The organism is Bradyrhizobium sp. B039 (genome assembly GCF_038965675.1).
Taxonomy (GTDB): Bacteria; Pseudomonadota; Alphaproteobacteria; order Rhizobiales; family Xanthobacteraceae; genus Bradyrhizobium; species Bradyrhizobium diazoefficiens.
In genome coordinates, this window is the sequence record NZ_CP152416.1 from 257175 (window position 1) to 279045 (window position 21871).

A 21871-nucleotide genomic window follows, 5' to 3' on the forward strand; every position below is an offset into this window, starting at 1 on the left:
CCGAACTCGGCTCGACCTCAAACCAGCGTCCTAGGCGCCGATCATTTGGCCTTCAACGCTCGTCGCATCACGTCCCACATCCGCGGATCGCTCATCTGCGCCACGTTGAACCGCATGAAGCGCGATGCCGTCTGCGACACGCTGAACACGTTGCCCGGTGCGAGCACGACATCCTCTTCGAGCGCGGCGCGCGCAACGGCGGTGGCATCCTGTCCATCCGGGAGACGGCACCAGAGGAAGAAGCCGCCGCGCGGCATCAGCCAGGGCTCGATGCCGAGCGCCTGGAGCTTGCGTGCCACCTCGCGCCGGGCGCGCGTGAGCCTTTGCCTGAGCTCGTCCATGTGCTTGCGATAGCTGCCGCCGGCCAACACCCTGGCGATGATGTCGGTCGCGACCGGGCTCGGGCCGCCAAAACTGGTTGCGACCTGGAGATCGACGAGATGCTCGATCCAGTCGGCGCGCCCTGCGATGTAGCCGCAGCGCACCGAGGCCGAGAGTGTCTTGGAGAAGCTGCCGATGCGGATCACGCGATTGAGGCCGTCGAGTGCGGCCAGGCGCGGCGAGCGCTCCGGCTCGAAGTCGCCAAAAATGTCGTCCTCGACGATGGTGAGGTCGTGCGCCGCGGACGCGGTCAACAGCCGGTGCGCGGTCTGGAGCGAGAGCGTCGCGCCGGTCGGATTGTGCAGCGCTGAATTGGTGATGTAGAGCCGTGGCCGCTCGCCGGCGAGAATCTGCTCGAAGCGCGCGACATCCGGACCCGACGGCGTGTAGGGAACGCTGACGATCCTGGCCTGATGCGCTCGCAGCAGCGCGCGAAAATTGAAGTAGCAGGGATCGTCCACCAGCACGGTGTCGCCGGGACGCAGCAGGAAGCGGCAGATCAAGTCGGTTGCCTGCGTGCCTGAACCCGTCAGCATCAACTGGTCGGCCGAAGCCTCGATTGCGTCTTCTGCGAGCCGCGTCAGCAGCAGCCGGCGCAGGGCGAGGGAGCCGGATGTCGAACCGTAATTGGTCAATACGCTCGCATCAGTGCGGGCGAGCGCGCGAGCGGCGCGGCGCAGGGCCTCTTCCGGCATCCACTCCGGCGGCAGCCAGCCGCAGCCGGGTTTGAGCACGCTTTCGTCGGCATCGAGCGATTGCCGCGAAACCCAGAACGGATCGACCTCCCGGTCGCGGCGCGGCTCGACCTCGGTCAACGCAAGGGGCGGCGTGACGGTCGGCGAGACGTAGAAACCGGAGCCACGACGGGGGCGGATCAGGCCTTCGGCGGCGAGGCGATCATAGGCCTCGACGACGGTGGAGGGCGAAACACCCATCGTCGCGGCAAGGCTGCGGATCGACGGCAGGCGGTCGCCGGCACCGAGCGCGCGGCCCGCGACCTTGGCGCGGATCGCGCTCATCACATCAACGGTCCGGGTGCCGCCCCGGCCTTTCGTCAGCGCCCCGCTGTCCAAGGTGTACCGCCTTCCATACCCATACAGTTTGGCCGGATTGTACTGGATTGTGGCTGTTCTTGCCACCGGTGAAGGCCGAGTATCGCTGCCCAAGAAGGCGAGGCGGACATGCAATCGGCGGGCAGCGGCTGGGGCAACGGGCTTCTCGGCGTCATCATCTTCAGCGGCTCGCTGCCGGCGACGCGCGTGGCGGTCGGCGGCTTCTCCGCGCTGTTCCTGACGTCGGCGCGCGCGGTCATCGCCGCGCTGATAGGCGCGGCCGTGCTCGGCCTGCTCCGTCAGGCGCGGCCGCAGCGAAAGGATCTCGCCTCGCTCGCCATCGTCTCGATCGGCGTGGTGGTCGGCTTCCCCCTGCTGACGGCGCTTGCGCTCCAGCACATCACCTCCGCGCATTCGATCGTGTTCATCGGCCTCTTACCGCTCTCGACCGCGATCTTCGCCGTGCTGCGCGGCGGCGAGCGGCCAAGACCGCTGTTCTGGCTGTTCGCGATCCTCGGCAGCGCCACGGTGGGTGGCTTTGCTCTCTCCAACGACGGCTCGGCGTCACTCGCCGGCGATCTGCTGATGGTCGCCGCGATCGTGCTGTGCGGGCTCGGCTATGCCGAAGGCGCCGCTTTGTCGCGCCGCCTCGGCGGCTGGCAGGTGATCTCCTGGGCGCTGCTGCTTGCGGTGCCGCTGATGGTGCCGGTCGCGATCCTGACCTGGCCGTCGACATGGAGCGGCGTCGGTGCGCCGGCCTGGATCGGGCTCGCCTACGTCTCGATCTTCAGCATGTTCGTCGGCTTCATCTTCTGGTACCGCGGCCTTGCGATCGGCGGCATCGCGCGCGTCGGTCAGTTGCAGCAGCTCCAGCCGTTCTTCGGTCTCGCGCTTGCCGGCTTCCTGCTGCATGAGCCGGTCGCATGGAGCATGATCGCCGCGACCGCGCTCGTGGTCGTCTGCGTCTTCTTCGCGCGGCGGTTTGCCTGACGACAGCCCATTGCCGCAGCCGACGGATGTTCGCGCGGCAACAGCGTAGTTCTCCGAATTGCCTTGCATCACGGCGAACGCGCGCGGGATCACGACACTCGCGCGTGGCACGCCGGAAGCGCTTCGAAGCAATCGACAGTGCACGCTTGCGAGCGCGATCGCCGCGAACGCGCTCACTCCATCACCGTCTTCGTCAGCGTCGAACGGGCAAACTTCTTCAGCGGCATCGGCTTGCCGAACAGAAAGCCCTGCACGAAGTCGAAGCCAAGCTCGTTCGCGGCGACGAGGTCGGCGCGGCTCTCGACGCCTTCGGCGATCGCGCACGCACCGTAGCCCTGCGCAAGCTCGACGATGTGGCGGCACACCGTGCGCTTGAGGCGGTCATTGCCGCTGCCGGTGACGAAGTGCCGATCGGCCTTCAGCTTGATGAAGGGGAGCCTGTCCCGGTCCATCAGCGACGGCCAGTTGGCGCCGAGATTGTCGATCGACAGGCCGATATTGTGCAGGCGCACTTCCCGCGCCACCTCGGCGAGGTGATCGAGGTCGCGGATCGCCTCCTCGCTGTCGATCTCGATCGTCAGTCCGCCGAAGGCCGGATGCGTCGGCACGCGCCGGCAGAGATCGCGCACGGCCTGCGGCTCCTTCAGATACGAGGCCGGCAGGTTGATCGAGAGATCGACCGGGCTCTGGTGCTCCAGCAGATAGTGCCAGTCCTGCACGGCGCGCCCGATCACGAATTCGGACAGGTCGCGCAGATGCGGATCGTGCGCCTCGGGGATGAAATAGGCGGGCGGCACCACGCCCCAGGTCGGGTGGCGGATCCGCACCAGTGCCTCGGCGCCGTTGCGGATCAGCGTCCTCGCGTCGATCTTGGGCTGATACCAGAGCTCGAGCCAGCCGGCATGCAGGGCCTCGCCGACATGCACGGCCGGGCTCGGCGCCGGCTCCTCCGGCAGCAGCATCGCGACGCGCTCGCGCAGCGTCTCGGCGGCAAAGGGCGTGGTCAGCGGCGGCAGCATCGCAAGGCCATATTCCTCGCCGACCTGCTGCACGGCCCTGACGATGATCGACTCGCGGGCGCCGACGGCGAGAACCTTGCCGTCGAATGCCTCGCGAACCAGCGTCTGCAGAAATGTCCCGGGCTCGATGCCGTCGGCGGCGATTCCGAGCAGGATCAGATCCGGCAGCTCGCGCGTCAGTACGGTTTGCAGCTCCTCCGCGCTGGCGCATTCGGTCGTGACGAAGCCGAGATCCTCCAGCACCTCGGCGAGGAAAGCACGCAGATGGCGCTTGCCGTCGGCGACGCAAGCGCGCGGCGTTACCTTTCGCCGTCCGAAGGTTCTGGGCCTTCCGCCGGCGAGTTCTACAATTTGATCGTTCATCGCAAACCACTCCCGTTCCGCGACGGTGTTAGCGATGGGAGCAGTTTCAAATATGGAGGGCTTCAGTCGATCGTCGGATTATCTGGGTAACGTTAAAGCCCTCATCATTCCTAAAATTGTTCGGATCTTCTTCGAAGAATCTTTACGTCTGACCGTGCGTGACGGGCGCATGACACGGTCATCGCGAGAGATTTTTGAAAGATGCGGCCGCGGCGAGATCAAGACCGGTGTCCTGCAATTGGACGAAGCCGTTCGCGTGTCGCCCAATTGAATAACGCTCGCCTCAATTGGCTGTGGCTTTGTCGTGCTGAGCCATCCCGACCGCCTTGTAATCATAGGTCGGATAGAACTCGGTGCGGTACGAGCCCCACGCGGTATCCTCGATGACGCGATTGACCTCGCGCAGCCGCGAAGCCGGCAGGCGCAGCGTGATCACCTGGCCGATGCCCATCATCACGTACCAGCTCACGACCTCGATTCCGGGCGGCGGAAACGCTTTGTGGAATCCCTGCCTATCGAGCTGCGCATTCAGCTCGTTGAGCGGGCGGGACTGGTCGTGCTTGAAGAAGACGGTGAGCAGCACCGCGTTGTCGGCGGTCGGCGCGGCATTGCCTTGCGGCGGCGACGTCTGTGCCATCGTCGTCGATGTGAGCGCCAGCGCGCCCGCAAGCAGGGCCGCCATCGTCAATGTCCGTCGGTTCGATCTCATCGCGGATTCCTTCCCAATGCTCATGCCGTGCATCGGAGGATAAGAGCGGCAGCTACGGCCGAAGAACTCATTTTCGCGCGATGCGCGCATGTTCCGCCTCCGCTCGTGACGGTTCTGCGACAATGCGTGGCCGCGACGGCGCAAGTGTGAAGCAGATCACATGCGGTTTGCTGCACCTGCGCTATTGCTTCAGGCAGCCGGTGGTGGGCTGTCGAGGATCGCAGCAATGACGACGCGGCGAATATTGTATTGGTGGTTCAGGTTCGTGCTGTCAGGGCGATTTCTCGATCGCTTCCTGTGCCTGCCGCGCGCGCATTGATTGCGCTGCCGGATGTCAGGTCTGCCCGATCAATTTGCGAAACGCCGCCGCGCCGTCCTGTACGGCATCGCGTCCCTTCCACGCCAGGTAGGACAGCTTGCCGCCGAGCGTATCGTGACTGCGTAGCCGGCGCGAGCCGAGAATGTGTCCGACATTGGCCGGGAAGCGGCTTACCTCGGCGGCCACCAGCGCCGCGATCGCGTCCATCAATTGCTGGAGGCGGACGCCCCATTCGCAATTCTCGATGCCGTCGATGCGGACCTTGAGCGCATATTCGGTGTCGTAGATTTCGGCGAGCAGGTCGCGGGCGACCAGCACCCGGTTGTGCCGGAGAGCGATCCTGAGCGCGAGGCGCTTGTCGTCGAGCCGGTCGAGCACCATGGCAACGACGCAGGCATAGGGCGCGGCAGCGACGTCGGCCGCGCTCTTGCTCGCGGCGGCCTTGGTGGCGAGGCGCACCAATTGCCAGGACGTCTTCAGCCGCCGCGCCACCAGCGCCAGCGCGAAGGGCAGCGCCTCGGGATGAGCCTTCTTGAAGGCATCGAGCTGCGCGGTAATCTGGGCAACCTGGCCGTCGTCGAATTTCGCGATCTTCTCGGGCAGCTTTTCGTCGAACTTCGGCAGCGCGGCGCCGGCGCGCAGCACCTGCTGCATCTTCTTCACGTCGTCGAAGGCGCTGCGCGAAGCCGTGTATTGCGCGAGCTTGCCGCGGGCGAACTCGGCGCTCTCCGCTGATGCGAGGGTGTTCTCGAGGACCTTGACGACCTTGGTTTGGAAGATCGACGCGACCTTCAGCACTTCCTTCGGGTTGTTGGCGGCGACCTGGTCGTTGATCGCCTTGATGTAGTCGCGCGCCATGGTCGGCAGCAGATCGCGGCAGATCCACTCCCAGATCGGGGTGAGGGTGTTGCGCGAAATTCGCCCCATATTGGCATGCTCGGGTGCGCCGTCGATCAGCAGCAGCTCGAGCGGGGCGAAGAAATAACGCGAGGGGCTGGTGGCGCGCGCCTGGGTCGAACCGTCCTTGCGAAACTCGGCGCGCAGGCGGGCCTGGACGTCGGCCGAGCCCGGCATGTCGATGCCGCACAGCTCGAGCCGTTCGAGCTCGCTGAGCAGACAGCTGCGCGACAGCGGCGTCAGCCTCTGCAAGAATTCGGTCAGCCGATCGATCTCGTTCATGGCACGCAATCTTCCGCAACGATTCCAGCAAGCCTACGGGCTCAATGCATGGAGGCATTTGCGCGCTCTCAATCGGGCTCTAGAGAAGCAAGTCGCCGTTAATTTATCCGTAAAATCCGGGGGCGGCGGAGGACCGTCCGGGCGACGGCGGTTAAGGAGGCTTCGGCCCGTCTGCCCAGGAAGTGGGCGAAATTCTCAACCCTTGCATGGTCAAGGCAAGCTTCGCGCAAGCATAAATTGTGCCGACGCCGGTATTTTAGCGCAAAACTGCCAAAATTACCGTAGTCTTACGGAGCAAAAAGTTAACCACAGATCGGCCTGGGTTCCGCTAAACAGGTCACATGGGGTCACAGAACGATACGGCTACCGATTCGCGGCCGTCGGAATGGTACGAAAGCAGCACTGCTCCGGCTGAAGAGCTCGATTTCGTCCGCCTGAACGCCGCTCGCGCCAAGGCCGCAGACGAAATGGCCGCTGCCATCGCCCGCGAGCTCAACGGCCCCCTGACTGCGCTCCTGCTCTACATGGGCGAGATCAAGCATCACAGCGATCAGCTCGCGCCGGCTACCGGCGACCGTGCCTATTTGCAGCGGGTGGTGGAGAATGCGCTGACGCAGACCGAGCGCGTTTGCGGCCTGATCAAGCAGCTTGCCGGCCCCCACAAGGTTGACTCGCCGATCCCGCCCCGGATCGAGGACGCCGAAGCCAAGATCGCCCGTGCGCCGCAGCCGCAGCGCGTGCCGAGTCCCGAACTCCTGGGCCTGTCGGGCCAGAAGCGGCTGACCAAGCGCGAGCGCGAGGTGCTCCGGCTGATCAGTGAGGGCTATTCGAACAAGCAGGGTGCGCTTCGGATGCAGATCAGTCCGCGCACGTTCGAGAGCCATCGCGCCGAGGCGATGCGCAAGCTCGGTGCGCGCAATACCGCGGACCTCGTCCGCGCGGCGCTGCTGCATTCAATCGATTGAGGTTCTTGTCTTGCGCCGCCGGTGGCGGCGCGGGGGCGGGAGAAGCCGATCGCGTTCAGAAATAGTCTTCGGAGAAGGCGCGCGCGCGCGAGATGGGGCGCAGCGGCTTGATCTCTTCCTTCGGCGCGTTCGGAATGATCGTGATGGTCCAGCGGGGAGGGGTGCTCGATTCCTGCTCCAGCACCGAGCGCACGAAGCCGGTCACCGTCGACTCGCCAGCCTTCACCGTCGCCATCCGGCCGTTGAACTGCGCGATACGGAAGCGACGGACCTCCTTCTGGTCCACTGTCTCATAGGTGAACATGGAAACCCTCCTGGTTTCCCGCGACTATCGCCACCTATGATTAGCCATCTGTGAAAATCCCAAACCGTAGAAGTACGGCGGGGTTGCATCGGTCTCGCTATGCCTGCGGCTCCTGCGCGCGCGCGGCGGCGTAGGCGGCATCCATGCGCTCCAGCAGATCACCGAATTCGGCCTCACCGAGCGTCTCCGCGGTCTTCTCCAGCCGCAGCGCCAGCGCCGCGAGCCTGGCATAGCCGAACGTCCCGGCCGCACTCTTCAGCGAATGCGCTTCGCGCGCGATCTTCGCGTGGTGCTGCGCGAGCGCGAGCGTGCGGAACAGTTGCAGGCGCGCGCAGGTCTCGCTCCAGAACACGGCGCGCACTTCGCCGGCACCGTCCTCGCCGATCTCGCGCACCAGCGCCGCATACGCGCCCGGCTCGCGCGCGGGCTCGGCATCGGGCGCTGCCTGCGCAGGCGCAACGGTCATTTCAAACATGGCTTTGCCTGCCTTGGTCACGGTCCGTTTGTCGCGCGGCGCGTCCGTCGCGAGGTCCGGCCCGTGTCTACGGCATTTGAATTTCAGTTCCGGTAGCGGGACGGCAGGTGTTTGCAGGCCGGCGTTAGCCGCAGGTTTACCACGCGACGGCGCCGGTCAGCGCTGGCCGAGCAGCCGGTCGTACTGGGCTTTCACCGTGGCGTAGCATTCGCACGCGGTCTGGCGCAGGCCGTCCAGGTTCAGGATCTGGATGTGCCCGCGGCTGTAGTGGATGAAATTGGCCTGCTGCAAGGTATTGGCGACCAGCGACACGCTGTTGCGCCGCGCGCCGATCATCTGCGCCATGGCCTCCTGGGTCAGCAGCAGCCGGTAGTCGCCCGACAGATCATGGGTGTGCAACAGGCAGCGCGACAGCCGCGATTCCACCGGATGGGCGGCGTTGCAGCCCGCGGTCTGCTGGACCTGAGCGTAGACCGCCAACCCGTGGCGCGTGAGCAACGTCCGCAGGGTGCCGCTCTGGTCGGCCGCGATGCGCAGCCGGTCGAGATCCATCACCGACGCGACGCCGGGAACCAGCACGATTGCCGTGTTCAGCGCGCAAGTATCGCCCATGGTCGAGAGCGTGCCGAGCAGGCTGTCGCGGCCGATCATGGCGACCTGCACATGCTCGCCCTTGGCGAGGTTCACCACCAGCGAGATGACGCCGCGGTGGGGAAAGAACGCGCGCTTGAGCGTCTCGCCGGTCTCGACCAGCACGGCCTCGTGCGGCAGCTCGACCGTGCGCAGATATGGGCGGATCAGCTCATAATCGTCCGCCGTGAGCGCGGACAGGAAACCGTTGGACGGACGCACCATCGTTTCCAAAACTGCCTCCCGTCTCGTCAGGCAGGGACTTGCGAGAGCGAATTTGCGGATCCCGGCACGGGCAAGCTCCATCATGTTCCCGTCGGGATATATAGGCAATTGGGACAAGTTGTCCGAGTGCGACGGTCACCTTCGCGGCGCTGTGTGCACCTCGGCATGCAGAACGGTCGCATCGACTTCTCGTCACCGCAGCGCTCCGAGCAGGCGTGAATGGGTGGCCTTGACCGCCGAATGGCAGTCGCAGGACGTCGTCTCCAGCGCGCGCAGGTCGATGATTTCGATCTGCCCGCGGGTGTAGCGAATAATGCCGGCCCGTTGCAGTGCATGCGCGACGAGAGAAATGGCGTTGCGCCGCACGCCCATCATCTGTGCCAGCGTCTCCTGTGTCAGCGGAAGGATCGCGCTGTCGGACAGGTCGCGGGCGCGCAAGAGCCAGCGCGCCAGCCGGGCCTCGACCGGGTGCAGCGTATTGCAGAGCAACGATTGCTGCGCATGCGCGAGCAGGACCTGCTCATGACGCACCATCAGATTTCGAAACGGGACGCTCGCGGCGGCGATCGTCCGGAAAGCCGCGGTTTCAAGCATGGAAGCCGTGCCGGGGAAGAGCACGACCGCGTCCGCCGGCGCGATGCCGTCGGCAAGCGCCGCGCCACTGCCCACGACGCTGTCGCGCCTCAGCATTGCGATCTCGATCATTTGTCCTTCGGACAAGCCCAGCGTGATCGAAACGGACCCGCCGTGCGGGAAGTAGACGTATCGCAACGCGGCGCCCGCCTCGCCCAAGACAGATTCCCTGACCATTTCGACCGTCGCAAGATGGGGGCGCAGCAGGTCGAAATCTGCCGCATCGAGCATTTGCAGCAACTGATTGGGCAGGAAGCCGCTCGTGGTCATTCAGGATCAATTCCGGCGCGTTCGACCTAAGATCGATGCAGCGCCCTGTTGCGTCGTTCAGTTGCACGGTAACAAAAGCATATTGTACAGGTTGTGGTGCTGTCCATATACCCGTTAGAGGGCAGACAGGCTGCCGCATTTGCGGCGGAAATAAGTACAGCGCGCTGATTCGCTCGAGAACCTTCGCGCCAGTCCTGTGAGGGCGCGCAGGAAAAAGTGGCAGGGGGGCCTTCATGAGCCGGGAGCACTGCATCCGCGCGGCGATCGGACACCGGTCAGTCCGCGCAGCCTCGTCTATTGGACGAGTGGTTACAGCGACCGGACATCGCACCGATTCATGGCGCCGCATGGCTGCAGATTTCGCGTCCGTCGTTTCCGTCCTCCTGGCTTCGCCAAAGACGTTCGCGACCGTCAGTTCTTCGATCCCAACCAGAGGAGAAAGGCGTGCCCCACGGTTCAATTATTGAATCGCCGAAACGGGAAGCTCAAACGGGGACAGAAAGTCTGTGCCATATTCTCGTTGTCGACGACGACCCGATGGTGTGCATGGCCATCGAGGTCTATCTTCAGCGAAACCATTTTCGGGTGACGATTGCCGAAGGAGGAGAGGTCGGACTGCGCGCTCTCGAACACGAACAGTTCGATCTGATGATCATCGACATCTTCATGCCGCACATGCGCGGCTTCGAATCGATCAGGGTGTTCCACGAGCGGGCGCCCACCATTCCGTTGATCGCGATGTCCGGCTACGCTTTCGCAAATCTGAATTCACCCGCTCCCGATTTCCTCCGGATGGCGCTCGAGCTCGGCGCGGCACGCTGTCTGCGCAAGCCGTTCACGCCGCACGCTCTGCTCGCCGCCATCAACGATTGCCTCGCGGAGCACCGCTCCGACGACGTTGCCTCGGCCGCGCGCCTGGGTTAGCGCAGCGCAGGCCGTCGTAGCGGCGGGGTAAGCGTCTGTTTACCACAAACGCGGGCCTTGCGGATCCCGGCAGGGCACGCCGCGACGGTCGCGAGAGCGCTCCCGATCGGCTTCGATTTCACGTGGGCCGTGCATATCGTCCTTCACGAGCAGGATTTTTTCGCGCGCGTCGTCGCGCTGTTATCGGCGCGTTTACCTAACGCTTCTTTTCGCGACGGTTCGGTGCCGATTTTACCGAGAAGCGTTGCCGCATGTGACCGAACCGCAAACTTCTCTTCAATATCCGTATTAGCACGGAGGATGAAATTAACGGGACCGTGAAAGGGGATGTCTAACGATCCAGACGGGGACCTCCGTCGATGCCAAGCGTGGCTCAGGCGTCGAAGTCCAGCTCAGTAAGGCGTAGCTCATGGATGATCTGTTGCGGGAGTTCTTGACGGAGACCAGCGAGAGCCTGGACACCGTCGACAATCAGCTGGTGAAGTTCGAGCAGGAGCCGAACAACGCCAAGATCCTGGATAACATCTTCCGCCTGGTCCACACCATCAAGGGGACGTGCGGCTTCCTCGGCTTGCCGCGACTGGAAGCGCTGGCGCATGCCGGCGAGACGCTGATGGGCAAGTTCCGTGACGGCATGCCGGTGACGGGGCAGGCGGTGACGGTGATCCTGTCCTCGATCGACCGCATCAAGGAGATCCTCGCCGGCCTCGAGGCGACCGAAGCCGAGCCCGAGGGCACCGACCGCGATCTCATCGACAAGCTGGAAGCGATGGTCGAGCAGGGCATGGCGGCAATGGCGGCTGGCAGCGCCGCTCCCGTTGCTGACGCCCCGCCGCTGGTGCCGGAAGCGCCGGCCGCCGCTGCGCCGGCCAAGGACATGACCACGGGTTCGCTGATCGACCAGACCCTGGAGCGCCCGCTGCGCCCGGGCGAGGTGTCGCTGGACGAGCTCGAGCGCGCCTTCCGCGAGACCGCGATCGAAGCCCCAATCCCCGCACCCGTTGCCAAAGCCGAGGTCAAGGCTGAGCCCGCGCCGGCTCCGGCCCCTGTTGCCAAAGAGGCTGCCAAGGAAGCGGCCAAGCCTGCCGCCAAGGAGAAGGCCGCGCCGAAGAAGTCGATGGCCGACGAGGGCGCCTCCGAGGGCGACCGCATCGCCAACCAGTCGATTCGCGTCAACGTGGATACGCTGGAGCATCTGATGACCATGGTCTCCGAGCTGGTCTTGACCCGCAACCAGCTGCTGGAGATCTCCCGCCGCAACGAGGACACCGAGTTCAAGGTGCCGTTGCAGCGCCTCTCCAACGTCACCGCCGAGCTGCAGGAAGGCGTCATGAAGACGCGCATGCAGCCGATCGGCAATGCCTGGCAGAAGCTGCCCCGCATCGTCCGCGACCTGTCGAGCGAACTCGGCAAGCAGATCGAGCTGGAGATGCACGGCGCCGACACCGAGCTCGACCGCCAGGTGCTCGACCTGATCAAGGACCCGCTCACCCACATGGTGCGCAACTCCGCCGACCATGGCCTGGAGACCCCCGCCGAGCGGCTCGCGGCCGGCAAGGGCGAGCAGGGCACCATCCGCCTCTCCGCCTATCACGAGGGCGGCCACATCATCATCTGCATCGCCGACAACGGCCGCGGCCTCAACACCGAGAGGATCAAGGCCAAGGCGATCTCCTCGGGTCTCGTCACCGAGGCCGAGCTCGAGAAGATGAGCGAAGCCCAGATCCACAAGTTCATCTTCGCGCCGGGCTTCTCGACCGCGGCCGCCATCACCTCGGTGTCGGGGCGCGGCGTCGGCATGGACGTGGTGCGCACCAATATCGACCAGATCGGCGGCACCATCGACATCAAGTCGGTGGCCGGCGAGGGCTCGAGCGTCACCATCAAGATCCCGCTGACCTTGGCCATCGTCTCCGCGCTGATCGTGGAAGCCGCCGGCGACCGCTTCGCGATCCCGCAGCTCTCCGTCGTCGAGCTGGTCCGGGCCCGCGCCAACAGCGAGCACCGCATCGAGCGCATCAAGGACACCGCCGTCCTTCGCCTGCGCAACAAGTTGCTGCCGCTGATCCATTTGAAGAAGCTGCTCAAGATCGACGACGGCGCGGCCAGCGATCCCGAGAACGGTTTTATCGTGGTGACGCAGGTTGGCAGCCAGACCTTCGGCATCGTCGTCGACGGCGTCTTCCACACCGAAGAAATCGTGGTCAAGCCGATGTCGACGAAACTGCGTCACATCGACATGTTCTCCGGCAACACCATCCTGGGCGATGGCGCCGTCATCATGATCATCGACCCCAACGGCATTGCCAAGGCGCTGGGTGCCGCCGGCTCCTCGGCCCATGACATGGGCGACGAGAACGGGGCGCATCACATCGGAAGTGGCGAGCAGACCACTTCGCTGCTGGTGTTCCGCGCCGGCTCGTCCCAGCCCAAGGCGGTCCCGCTCGGGCTCGTTACGCGCCTGGAGGAGCTGCCCGCCGACAAGATCGAGTTCAGCAACGGCCGCTACATGGTGCAGTACCGCGAGCAGCTGATGCCGCTCGTCGCCATGGAGAGCGTCACCGTTGCGAGCCAAGGCGCCCAGCCGATCCTGGTGTTCGCCGACGACGGCCGCTCCATGGGCCTCGTCGTCGACGAGATCATCGACATCGTCGAGGAACGCCTCAACATCGAGGTCGGCGGCTCCAGCCAGGGCATCCTGGGCTCGGCCGTGATCAAGGGGCAGGCCACCGAGGTGATCGACGTCGGCCACTTCCTGCCGATGGCGTTCGCCGACTGGTTCACCCGCAAGGAGATGAAGCCGTCGATGCACTCGCAGTCGGTGCTGCTGGTCGACGACAGCGCGTTCTTCCGCAACATGCTGGCCCCCGTCCTGAAGGCGGCCGGTTACCGCGTCCGCACCGCGCCGACCGCGCAGGAGGGCCTGGCCGCGCTGCGCGCCCAGAGCTTCGACGTGGTCCTGACCGACATCGAGATGCCCGACATGAACGGGTTCGAGTTCGCCGAGGTGATCCGCTCCGACAACAATCTGGGCGCGATGCCGATCATCGGCCTGTCCGCGCTGGTGTCGCCGGCGGCGATCGAGCGCGGCCGTCAGGCCGGCTTCCACGACTATGTCGCCAAGTTCGACCGTCCCGGTCTGATCGCGGCGCTGAAGGAGCAGACCGCGGGCGCCGCCGGCGCCTCCGAGCTGAGCCGGGCAGCGGCGTAAGAGCATGATCCGGAAAAGTGTGAAGCGGTTTTCCGACGAGATCATGCTCAAAACGAAAAAGCGGGATCAGGAGATACGCTGATGGCCAACAAGACCCAGTCCACCGAAGGCGCCATGGTCGAATACGTCACCGCGATGATCGGCGGCCAGCTGTTCGGCCTGCCGATCTCCCGCGTCCAGGACGTGTTCATGCCCGAGCGCGTCACCCGCGTTCCGCTGTCCTCCCGCGAGATCGCCGGCGTCCTCAACCTGCGCGGCCGCATCGTCACCGTGGTCGACATGCGCGCCCGCCTCGGCCTGCCGAGGCCCGAGGACGGCAAGGTGCCGATGGCGGTCGGTGTCGACTTGCGCGGCGAATCCTATGGCCTGCTGATCGACCAGATCGGCGAGGTGCTGCGCCTGCCCGAGGACGGCAAGGAAGAAAACCCCGTCAACCTCGACCCCCGCATGGCCAAGCTCGCCGGCGGTGTCCACCGCCTCGACGGCCAGCTCATGGTCGTCCTCGACGTCGATCGCGTCCTCGAGCTCGAAACCAAAGTGCAAATGGCTGCGTGAACCAACGAAACATCGAAGCCGGAGAACCAAAATGAAGACCTGTTTGGTGGTCGATGATTCCAGCGTCGTGCGCAAGATCGCGCGCCGCATCCTGGAAGGCCTGGAATTCCAGGTCACCGAAGCCGAGGACGGCTCGAAGGCGCTCGAGATCTGCCAGCGGCAACTGCCCGATGCGGTGTTGCTCGACTGGAACATGCCCGTGATGGACGGCTTCGAGTTCATGGGCCACATGCGCCGCCTGCCCGGCGGCGACCAGCCGAAGGTGGTGTTCTGCACCACCGAGAACAACGTGGCCCATATCGCCCAGGCGCTCAGCGGCGGCGCGAACGAATACATCATGAAGCCCTTCGACAAAGACATTATCGCCGACAAGTTCGCTGAAGTCGGCTTGATCCCGGTCGGACAAGCCATGGTCTGAGTGTGTCTGGCCCGAGTGTTCCGGCCAGAGTGTTTTCAGTACAGCTTTCGAGAGGCCATCTGTGACCCCGACCGAGTATGAGTATCTGCGCAAGTTCCTGAAGGACAATTCAGGTCTCGATCTGTCCGCAGACAAGCAGTATCTGATCGAAAGCCGCCTCTTGCCGCTCGCCCGCAAGGCCGGGCTCTCCGGCATCCCCGAGCTCGTGCAGAAGCTGCAGGGTGGCTCGCGCGCGCTCATCACCGACGTGGTCGAAGCCATGACCACCAACGAGACCTTCTTCTTCCGCGACAAGGTCCCGTTCGATCATTTCCGCGACACCATCATGCCCGAGATCATCAAGGCGCGCGCCGGCCGCCGCAGCGTGCGGATCTGGTGCGCCGCCGGTTCGACCGGGCAGGAGCCCTATTCGCTGGCGATGTGCCTGAAGGAGATGGGTGCGGCCCTCACCGGCTGGCGCGTCGAGATCATCGCGACCGACCTGTCGCAGGAGGTGCTGGAGAAGGCCAGAGCCGGCGTCTACAGCCAGTTCGAGGTGCAGCGCGGCCTGCCGATCCAGATGCTGGTGAAATATTTCAAGCAGACCGGCGAGACCTGGCAGATCAATCCCGAATTGCGGGCGATGATCCAGCACCGCCAGCTCAACCTGCTGCACGACTTCGCCCAGCTCGGTACGTTCGACGTCATCTTCTGCCGCAACGTGCTGATCTATTTCGACCAGGACACCAAGATCAACATCTTCAACCGCCTGGCGCGCCAGATCGAGCCCGATGGCTTCCTCGTGCTGGGTGCCGCCGAAACCGTGGTCGGACTGACGGATACGTTCAGGCCGATTCCCGACCGGCGCGGCCTCTACAAGCCGAACGATCCGCGTGCAGCCGTGGCCAAGCCGGCTCTCGCCGGCGTGGCGCCGCGCATGGCGGTGATGGCGGGACGATAGGCATGGCCGAGGATGGAAAAGGCGCGGAGCGCGTCACCTTCAGTCGCGGCTATGATGTCTGCATCATGGCCATCGACGGCACCTGGCGCCGTGACTGCAAGCTCAACGCCATTTCCGACACCGACGCCATCCTCACGGTTGAAGGCTCGATCCAGGGGCTGAACCTGAAAGAGTTCTTCCTGCTGTTGTCGTCCACCGGCCTAGCCTACCGCCGCTGCGAGCTGGTGCGCGTCAACGGCGCCGAAATGGACATCCAGTTCCTGCGCGGCAAGAACCGGAAGAAGCGCGGCGCGGCCGGCGGCCACGACGCGGCAGCCTGACCGGCGCGGGGCGGCGCCGGCGCTTTCCGCCACGTTGCTTTACATTTGCTGAAACATCCGGGCGAATTTGCCGCGGCGGCTTTACGTGGCCTAAGCGCGCGCCGTGTATCCATTGCCTGTCTCAATCTCAGGAATACGGCAATGCCCAGAAGTTCCCTCTCCCCCGTCCCATCGAACCTGCCCGACGTCGCCGAGCGGCGTGCGCTCCAGCTCCTGGTGGTCGATGACGACGCCACGCAGCGCAGCCTGATCACGGTCGCCGCCAAGCAGGCCGGCCACGAAGTCACCGTGGCGCCGTCCGTGGCGGAAGCGATCGAGAAGCTCCGCGCCGCGCGCTTCGACTGCGTGACGCTCGATCTCGTGCTGGAGGATGGCGACGGCATCGACGTGTTGCGCGAGATGGCGAACGCGAAATTCGCCGGTGCCGTGATCGTCATCAGCGGCATGGACGGCAAGCGCCGCAGCGCCGCCCGCAGCTTCGCCCGCTCCGTCGGGATCCAGCTCCAGGGCCTGCCGAAGCCGCTCGATCTGGCGGCCCTGCGCATCAGCCTCGCCAACCTCGGCAAGACCGCGATGGGGCTGCCGGCGATCCACACCTGGGGTGGTGTCGCCAGCGACGCGATCGTGGAACGGCACCGCACCTGACGCGCGGAGCTGCCATGCAATCGGATGCAGCCGCCGCCGCGCCGATCGCGACCTACACCGGGTCGCCGGAATCCGACAGGTATTGCAGGGCGTGGCCAAGGCCCGCCCGGCAGACGTTGAGGGCGGCACTCGCCGTGGCATAGCGCGGCGTGACGTCGTCGAGCACGAAAATGTCGGCGGAACCGGCCTGATCGCCGTTGTCGTCCTGCTCCGGGCCTGCATCGATCATGGCTGCGTCGATCAGGCGCATGCTGCTCTCGATCTGCGCGATCAGGCAGCGAAGGTCGGCCGCAATCAACTGACGGCTGTCGGCCTCGGGCGTCGTGACGAGAGGTGGCGTGCTGGCCAAATTTAGCATGGATATTCTCCGTCCCCCGCAATTAGGCGCCATGCCGCTACTTGTGCGTTAAGTCTATGTCCCGTACAAATACGGGTGGGCCGAATCCGCGCCGAACGCCATAACGGTTGGCGCGGACGCGAGTCCTCAATGCCGAATGGACTCTAATGCCAATTGGACATGGCACATGGCCGAACAAACCTCTCGCGGTGAAATCTTCGTAGTCGACGACGACCCGGCTGTTCGCGACACCTTGTCGATGGTGTTGAAGGCGGCGGGCTATGAGGTGATCTGTTTTGCGGACGGCGCAGCGCTGCTCTCCGTCGCGCGAAACCGCACACCGGCTGCGATCCTGCTCGACGTGCACATTCCCGGAAAGTCGGGTCTCGACATTCTGAAGGAGCTGCACGGTGAGGATTATCCGGCGCCGATCTTCATGATCTCCGGGCAGGGCGACATCACAATGGCGGTGGGCGCCATCAAGAGCGGCGCGCTCGACTTCATCGAGAAGCCGTTCCGCGGCAGCGAGATCGTCGGCCGCCTCGACGAGGCGATCGGCGCCTATGCACGCAGGCAGGCGGAGAACGCAGCGCCGAAATTCGGCTCGCTGCATTTCCCCGGACGCGAGCCGTTGACGCGGCGCGAGCGCGAGGTGCTCGAGCAGTTCGCCGCCGGCGCTTCCAACAAGGAAGCCGGCCGCACTCTCGGCATCAGCCCGCGCACCATCGAGGACCACCGCGCCAACATCATGAAGAAGCTCGGTGCGCGCAATGCCGCCGACCTGATCCGGATCGTGATGACCGCGGCGCAGCGCGCGTCGTAGGGTCGGTTGCGTCGCGGACATTTCTTCGTCATTCCGGGGCGATGCGGAGCATCGAACCCGGAATCTCGAGATTCCGGATCGCGCTACGCGCGTCCGGAATGACTCCCAAGTCTCACCCCAGCAGCGCCTTGCGGATGATCCGCGCGAGATCCGATTTGCGGTAGGGCTTTGCGAGCAGCAGAACGCCCGAATCCAGCCGGCCGTGATGGATGATCGCATTCTCGGTATAGCCTGACGTGTAGACCACCCTGAGATCGGGGCGCGTCTTCATCAGCTCGTCGGCGAGCTGCCGTCCGTTCATCCTGCCGGGCATGATGACGTCGGTGAACAGGAGGTCGAACGGCTTTCCGGCGGCGACGATCGCGAGCGCTTCCGCGGCGTTCGCAGCCTGCAAGGTGACGTAGCCCAGCGCATGCAGCTGCGCCAGCACGTAGTCGCGCACCAGCCGGTCGTCCTCGACCACCAGGATCGTCTCGTGTCCGCCCTCGATCGTCGCGGGGATCACACCGTCGCCGACCGCCGTCGCCGTCTTGCCCGGCGGCAGGTACATCTTGATCGTGGTGCCGTGGCCTTCCTCGCTGTAGATCTTGATGTGGCCCGCGGACTGCTTGATGAAGCCGTAGACCATCGAAAGCCCGAGCCCGGTGCCCTTGCCCGGTCCCTTCGAGGTGAAGAAGGGATCGAACACCCTGGTCAGCATGTTGGACGGAATGCCGGTTCCGGTGTCGCTCACGGCGATCAGCACGTAGTGCCCGGGCCGGACGTCGTTGACGCTGGCATAGACCTCGTCGAGATAGGCGGCGCCCGTCTCCACGATCAGCTTGCCGCCGCCGGGCATGGCGTCGCGGGCGTTGAGCGCGAGGTTGAGGATCGCGGTGGTGAGCTGGTTGGGATCGACGATCGCAACGCAGCTCTCCTCCTCGAACACGGATTCGATCTGGATCTGCTCGCCCAGCGTCGGCCGCAGCAGCTTTGCGGTGTCGACGATCAGCGAGTTGATGTCGACCTCGCGCGGCTGGAGCGGCTGCTTGCGCGCGAACGCGAGCAGGTGCTGGGTCAGCTCGGCGCCGCGGCCGGCGGCCTCGTCGATCATCCGGGTGATCGCCGCAAGCTCGGGCTCCTTGGCCACTGCGTCGCTGAGGATTTCGATCGTCCCGGTGATCACGGTGAGGATGTTGTTGAAGTCGTGCGCCACGCCGCCGGTGAGCTGGCCGACCGCCTCCATCTTCTCCGCATGGCGGATGCGTTCCTCGGACGCGATCTTGTCAGTGAGGTCGCGGTAGAAGACGTTGAACAGAATGCCTTCGCGGCGCTTCAGCGCCGTGACGCTCAGTTCGGCCTTGAATTCCTTGCCGTCACGGCGGCAGCAGACCAGCTCGCGGCGGCGATTGAGCGTCTGACCGTCTCCGGAATCGAGGAAGCGAGCGAGACCCGCCTTGACCCTCTCGCGCTCACCTGTGGCGACGATGAGGTCGATCGCATTCCTGCCCAGCGCTTCGTCGCGGCGCCAGCCGAACAGCTCTTCGGCCCGCGAGCTCCAGTTCAGGATGATGCTGCGGTCGTCGGTCTGGACGAAGGCGTCGAGCGCGGTCTCGACGATGTTGCGGGCCAGCTGCTCGCTTTCGCGCAAGGACTCCTCGGCCAGCCTTGCCTCGGTCATGTCGCGCCCGACGAAGAAGTAGCGCTTGGCCTGATCGGACCAGTTGCCGAGCCAGGACAGCCAGATCTCGCGTCCGTCCCTGTGGAGGCAGCGGGTGTCGGCGAGCTTCGGGTGCCCGCCGCGCCTGAGTGCGCGCATTTCCTCGCGCGATTGTTCGAGATGGGCCGGGTGGATGAAATCGGCGCCGCTGTAGCCGATCATGTCGTCGGGCCGGTAGCCGAGAATGGCCTCGCAGCTCGGGCTGATCTGCGCGATATGGCCCTGCGAGTCCATGATCATGATCAGGTCCTGCGAGGCGTCGAAAAGCTGCCGCCGCTCCTCGAGCTGCTGCTGTAGCGCCCGCTCGGTCCGTCGCGCCTCGGTGAGGCTGCGCGCCGAGCCCGAGGCGCCGATGATCTCGCCGGAGGGGCCCCTGATCGGTGAGAGGCTCACCGAGATTTCGACCGGGCTGCCATCCTTGCGCAGGCGCACGGTTTCGAAATGTTCGATCCGCTCACCCCTCGCAATCCGCCGAAGATAGTCCTTGCCCTCCTCGCGGCGATCCGGCGGAAGCAGGATCGACGTCGGCTGTCCGATCGCTTCCTCGGCCGAATAGCCGTAGAGGCGTTCGGCTGCCGCGTTCCAGCCGATGATGATGCCGTCGAGCGTTTGCAGGACGATCGAATCGTCGGAGGATTGGACCGCCGCGCTGAACAGGCTTTCGCGGACGGCGAGCTGGTCGCGGACGGCCTCGGTGCGACGCCGCTCCTCGACCTCGTGCTCCAGTGCCGACGTCTTTGCCTTCATCTCCTCGACCATGTGGGCAAAGGCCCGCGCCAGCACGCCCGTCTCGCCGCTTGCATCGACGGGAATGTCCGCTGGCCGTCCGCTGCCGATGGCCTCCACGGCCGCGGTCAGGCGCCCGATCGGGCGAGTCAGGGAGCGCGCCAGCAGCACCGCGAGCGAAGCCGCGGCGAGGACGGCAAGCAAGCCGACGAGCAAGGACGTTTTTTGAATGGCGGCCGGCACGCGGCCAAAGACGGCCGGGGGAATGGTCACGATGATTGCGACCCATTCCTTGCTCGCAAGCAGCGCAGGCGCGATCGCCGCGCCGCTCGGCCGGCCCGATCCATCGGTCGCGAGCTGCGTGGATACTCCCGGCGAGCCTGCCAGGGCTGAGAAAAATGGAAAATCACTGCGCCAGTTGGTGGGGGGGGCGCGCAACGAGCCGAATTCTCGCGTCTGATCGGGATGAACCAGATAGTCGCCGCGCGCATTCACGACGTAGATCTCGCCTCCCGAGCTCGTCGTCGAGCGAATGCGGTCGAGTACCGGACGCATGTCGATATTGGCGATGATGATGCCGAACGGCTTGCCGTCGGGCGTGAACAGCGGCGTCGCGGCCCGCAGGGTCGGAGTGTGCAAGGCCGTGGTTCCCCCCTGGCGGGTCGCGAGTTCGATGGGCGACACATAAATCTCGCCCGGCGCCAGTCGTATCGTTTCCTGAAAGTAGGTTCGTTCGCTCTTGCGCTCCAGTTCGCTGTCGGGGGCAACTCGTACTGCTCCGTTCGGGCCGGAGCGATCGACGCGGACCAGCTCGCGCTGGTCGTCGTCAAGACCGATGATTCGAAACTGTCCATAGCTGGGCTTGGCCTCGATCTCGGCCGCGAGCCGCGCCGCGATACGCTCGCGCCAGGTCTGCTCCGAGACGCCGTCAAGAGCGTCAATTCCTCCGCCGAGGTGGGCCCGGATCAGACCGTTGATTGCCGCGGCGGAGCGATAGCCGACCAAATCGCCGCGAACGCCGGCAACGTAGGATTCAAGATTGGTGGCCAGCAGGCGTGACTGGGCTTCGACCCGCTCCAGCACCCGCGGAATGACGGCTTGTGTGATGTTGCGATAGCCCAGCCAGCCGACGGCGGTCACGGTAGCCGCCACCAGCAGGATCATCGCGATGGCCAGCCGGGTTGCGAGGGTCATGGAGATATTCACAGGGGTTCCCGGATGACCGTGCGTGTTCTGGCCTGCAGCAGAGGAGACGCCCTCGTCATCGGCGGCCGGTACTGACATCGGGCCCCTCCGGCTTGCCCGCGTCGAGGCAGCCGCTCACCGCGGCGAGCAGCGCGTCTGCCCGGAACGGCTTCTGAAGGCTTGCCACTGCGCCGAGCTTGGTCGCCATCTTCAGGAAATCCGGCTCCGCATAGGGGTCCGGCGTGATTGATCGGCCGGAAATGACGATGATCGGAATCGCCGGGGCTAGCGCCCGGATGTGGCGCATCGTCTCCAGCCCGTCCATGCCGGGCATGAAGATGTCGAGAAACAGGAGGTCGAACGGGCTGGCCTCGAACAGCGCAAGTCCCTTGTGGCCGTCGCCGGCGACGGTGACGTGATGACCGGCTCTCTCCAGAAGCAGCCGGATCGTGATCTGCACGGCCGGGTCGTCATCCACGATCAGGATGTTGGCCACGTCTGAATTCCTCCGGGTCGGCTGGGACGTTCCAGTGACCGCAAATCAAGGCATCAAATACGAAATTGTTGCGCGGAT

General features: G+C 65.1%; 22 protein-coding genes. 11 read left to right on the plus strand and 11 right to left on the minus strand.

Features of this window, described 5'->3' with window-relative positions:
- Window positions 1-41: 41 nt before the first annotated feature.
- Complete coding sequence (locus tag AAFG50_RS01240) at window positions 42-1400, minus strand: PLP-dependent aminotransferase family protein (RefSeq protein ID WP_049832546.1); 1359 nt, start codon at window positions 1398-1400, stop codon at window positions 42-44.
- A 162-nt stretch (window positions 1401-1562) separates the two neighbouring features.
- On the opposite strand from AAFG50_RS01240, the gene AAFG50_RS01245 reads away from it, so the two are divergent.
- On the plus strand, window positions 1563-2423 hold the full coding sequence (locus AAFG50_RS01245) for a DMT family transporter (RefSeq protein WP_028174836.1): 861 nt from the start codon (window positions 1563-1565) through the stop codon (window positions 2421-2423).
- A 173-nt stretch (window positions 2424-2596) separates the two neighbouring features.
- Here AAFG50_RS01245 and AAFG50_RS01250 read toward each other — a convergent pair whose 3' ends face one another.
- Window positions 2597-3805: an EAL domain-containing response regulator gene (locus AAFG50_RS01250; protein ID WP_028174835.1), complete on the minus strand. Its 1209-nt coding sequence runs from the start codon at window positions 3803-3805 to the stop codon at window positions 2597-2599.
- Window positions 3806-3839: 34 nt separating this feature from the next.
- On the opposite strand from AAFG50_RS01250, the gene AAFG50_RS01255 reads away from it, so the two are divergent.
- Window positions 3840-4076 carry a hypothetical protein gene (locus tag AAFG50_RS01255; protein ID WP_166466025.1) on the plus strand — a complete coding sequence of 79 codons (237 nt, stop codon included), beginning with the start codon at window positions 3840-3842 and terminating at the stop codon, window positions 4074-4076.
- A 12-nt stretch (window positions 4077-4088) separates the two neighbouring features.
- On the opposite strand, the gene AAFG50_RS01260 is transcribed toward AAFG50_RS01255, so the two are convergent.
- Both AAFG50_RS01260 and AAFG50_RS01265 read right to left on the minus strand, forming a co-directional pair.
- Window positions 4089-4514 carry a hypothetical protein gene (locus tag AAFG50_RS01260; protein WP_161532699.1) on the minus strand — a complete coding sequence of 142 codons (426 nt, stop codon included), beginning with the start codon at window positions 4512-4514 and terminating at the stop codon, window positions 4089-4091.
- A gap of 334 nt (window positions 4515-4848) precedes the next feature.
- Window positions 4849-6012, minus strand: coding sequence for a hypothetical protein (locus AAFG50_RS01265; protein ID WP_028174833.1), 1164 nt, complete (start codon window positions 6010-6012; stop codon window positions 4849-4851).
- Between the two features lie 341 nt (window positions 6013-6353).
- On the opposite strand from AAFG50_RS01265, the gene AAFG50_RS01270 reads away from it, so the two are divergent.
- Window positions 6354-6977, plus strand: a complete 624-nt coding sequence (locus AAFG50_RS01270) for a helix-turn-helix transcriptional regulator (protein WP_028174832.1) — start codon at window positions 6354-6356, stop codon at window positions 6975-6977.
- 55 nt (window positions 6978-7032) lie between these two features.
- On the opposite strand, the gene AAFG50_RS01275 is transcribed toward AAFG50_RS01270, so the two are convergent.
- The 4 genes from AAFG50_RS01275 to AAFG50_RS01290 form a co-directional block, all read right to left on the minus strand.
- A complete protein-coding gene (locus tag AAFG50_RS01275; protein WP_011083230.1) occupies window positions 7033-7281 on the minus strand; it encodes a hypothetical protein in 249 nt (82 codons plus the stop codon).
- Window positions 7282-7378: 97 nt separating this feature from the next.
- Complete coding sequence (locus AAFG50_RS01280; protein ID WP_028174831.1) at window positions 7379-7756, minus strand: Hpt domain-containing protein; 378 nt, start codon at window positions 7754-7756, stop codon at window positions 7379-7381.
- A 156-nt stretch (window positions 7757-7912) separates the two neighbouring features.
- Window positions 7913-8611, minus strand: a complete 699-nt coding sequence (locus tag AAFG50_RS01285) for a Crp/Fnr family transcriptional regulator (protein ID WP_171901173.1) — start codon at window positions 8609-8611, stop codon at window positions 7913-7915.
- Window positions 8612-8803: 192 nt separating this feature from the next.
- Window positions 8804-9514 carry a Crp/Fnr family transcriptional regulator gene (locus AAFG50_RS01290; protein ID WP_028174829.1) on the minus strand — a complete coding sequence of 237 codons (711 nt, stop codon included), beginning with the start codon at window positions 9512-9514 and terminating at the stop codon, window positions 8804-8806.
- A gap of 444 nt (window positions 9515-9958) precedes the next feature.
- Here AAFG50_RS01290 and AAFG50_RS01295 point away from each other — a divergent pair, with 444 nt between their 5' ends.
- The 7 genes from AAFG50_RS01295 (at window position 9959) to AAFG50_RS01325 (ending at window position 16527) form a co-directional block, all read left to right on the plus strand.
- On the plus strand, window positions 9959-10438 hold the full coding sequence (locus tag AAFG50_RS01295) for a response regulator (protein WP_028174828.1): 480 nt from the start codon (window positions 9959-9961) through the stop codon (window positions 10436-10438).
- 409 nt (window positions 10439-10847) lie between these two features.
- Complete coding sequence (locus AAFG50_RS01300; protein ID WP_074076414.1) at window positions 10848-13649, plus strand: hybrid sensor histidine kinase/response regulator; 2802 nt, start codon at window positions 10848-10850, stop codon at window positions 13647-13649.
- 81 nt (window positions 13650-13730) lie between these two features.
- Window positions 13731-14204, plus strand: coding sequence for a chemotaxis protein CheW (locus AAFG50_RS01305; RefSeq protein WP_011083224.1), 474 nt, complete (start codon window positions 13731-13733; stop codon window positions 14202-14204).
- A gap of 31 nt (window positions 14205-14235) precedes the next feature.
- A complete protein-coding gene (locus AAFG50_RS01310) occupies window positions 14236-14622 on the plus strand; it encodes a response regulator (protein WP_028143851.1) in 387 nt (128 codons plus the stop codon).
- A gap of 61 nt (window positions 14623-14683) precedes the next feature.
- Window positions 14684-15562 carry a CheR family methyltransferase gene (locus tag AAFG50_RS01315; protein ID WP_011083222.1) on the plus strand — a complete coding sequence of 293 codons (879 nt, stop codon included), beginning with the start codon at window positions 14684-14686 and terminating at the stop codon, window positions 15560-15562.
- A 2-nt stretch (window positions 15563-15564) separates the two neighbouring features.
- On the plus strand, window positions 15565-15882 hold the full coding sequence (locus AAFG50_RS01320; RefSeq protein ID WP_011083221.1) for a hypothetical protein: 318 nt from the start codon (window positions 15565-15567) through the stop codon (window positions 15880-15882).
- Window positions 15883-16023: 141 nt separating this feature from the next.
- Window positions 16024-16527: a response regulator gene (locus tag AAFG50_RS01325; protein WP_011083220.1), complete on the plus strand. Its 504-nt coding sequence runs from the start codon at window positions 16024-16026 to the stop codon at window positions 16525-16527.
- A 52-nt stretch (window positions 16528-16579) separates the two neighbouring features.
- Here the strand turns inward: AAFG50_RS01325 and AAFG50_RS01330 are convergent, their stop codons facing one another.
- Window positions 16580-16885 carry a hypothetical protein gene (locus AAFG50_RS01330; protein ID WP_028175690.1) on the minus strand — a complete coding sequence of 102 codons (306 nt, stop codon included), beginning with the start codon at window positions 16883-16885 and terminating at the stop codon, window positions 16580-16582.
- A gap of 166 nt (window positions 16886-17051) precedes the next feature.
- Here AAFG50_RS01330 and AAFG50_RS01335 point away from each other — a divergent pair, with 166 nt between their 5' ends.
- The gene (locus AAFG50_RS01335) at window positions 17052-17687 is read left to right on the plus strand and encodes a response regulator (protein ID WP_011083218.1); all 636 of its coding nucleotides are present in this window, start codon (window positions 17052-17054) and stop codon (window positions 17685-17687) included.
- A gap of 112 nt (window positions 17688-17799) precedes the next feature.
- Here the strand turns inward: AAFG50_RS01335 and AAFG50_RS01340 are convergent, their stop codons facing one another.
- Both AAFG50_RS01340 and AAFG50_RS01345 read right to left on the minus strand, forming a co-directional pair.
- The gene (locus AAFG50_RS01340; RefSeq protein ID WP_028175689.1) at window positions 17800-21396 is read right to left on the minus strand and encodes a PAS domain S-box protein; all 3597 of its coding nucleotides are present in this window, start codon (window positions 21394-21396) and stop codon (window positions 17800-17802) included.
- Window positions 21374-21793, minus strand: a complete 420-nt coding sequence (locus tag AAFG50_RS01345; protein ID WP_028175688.1) for a response regulator — start codon at window positions 21791-21793, stop codon at window positions 21374-21376. The genes AAFG50_RS01340 and AAFG50_RS01345 overlap by 23 nt, the downstream gene beginning before the upstream one ends.
- Window positions 21794-21871: the final 78 nt, after the last annotated feature.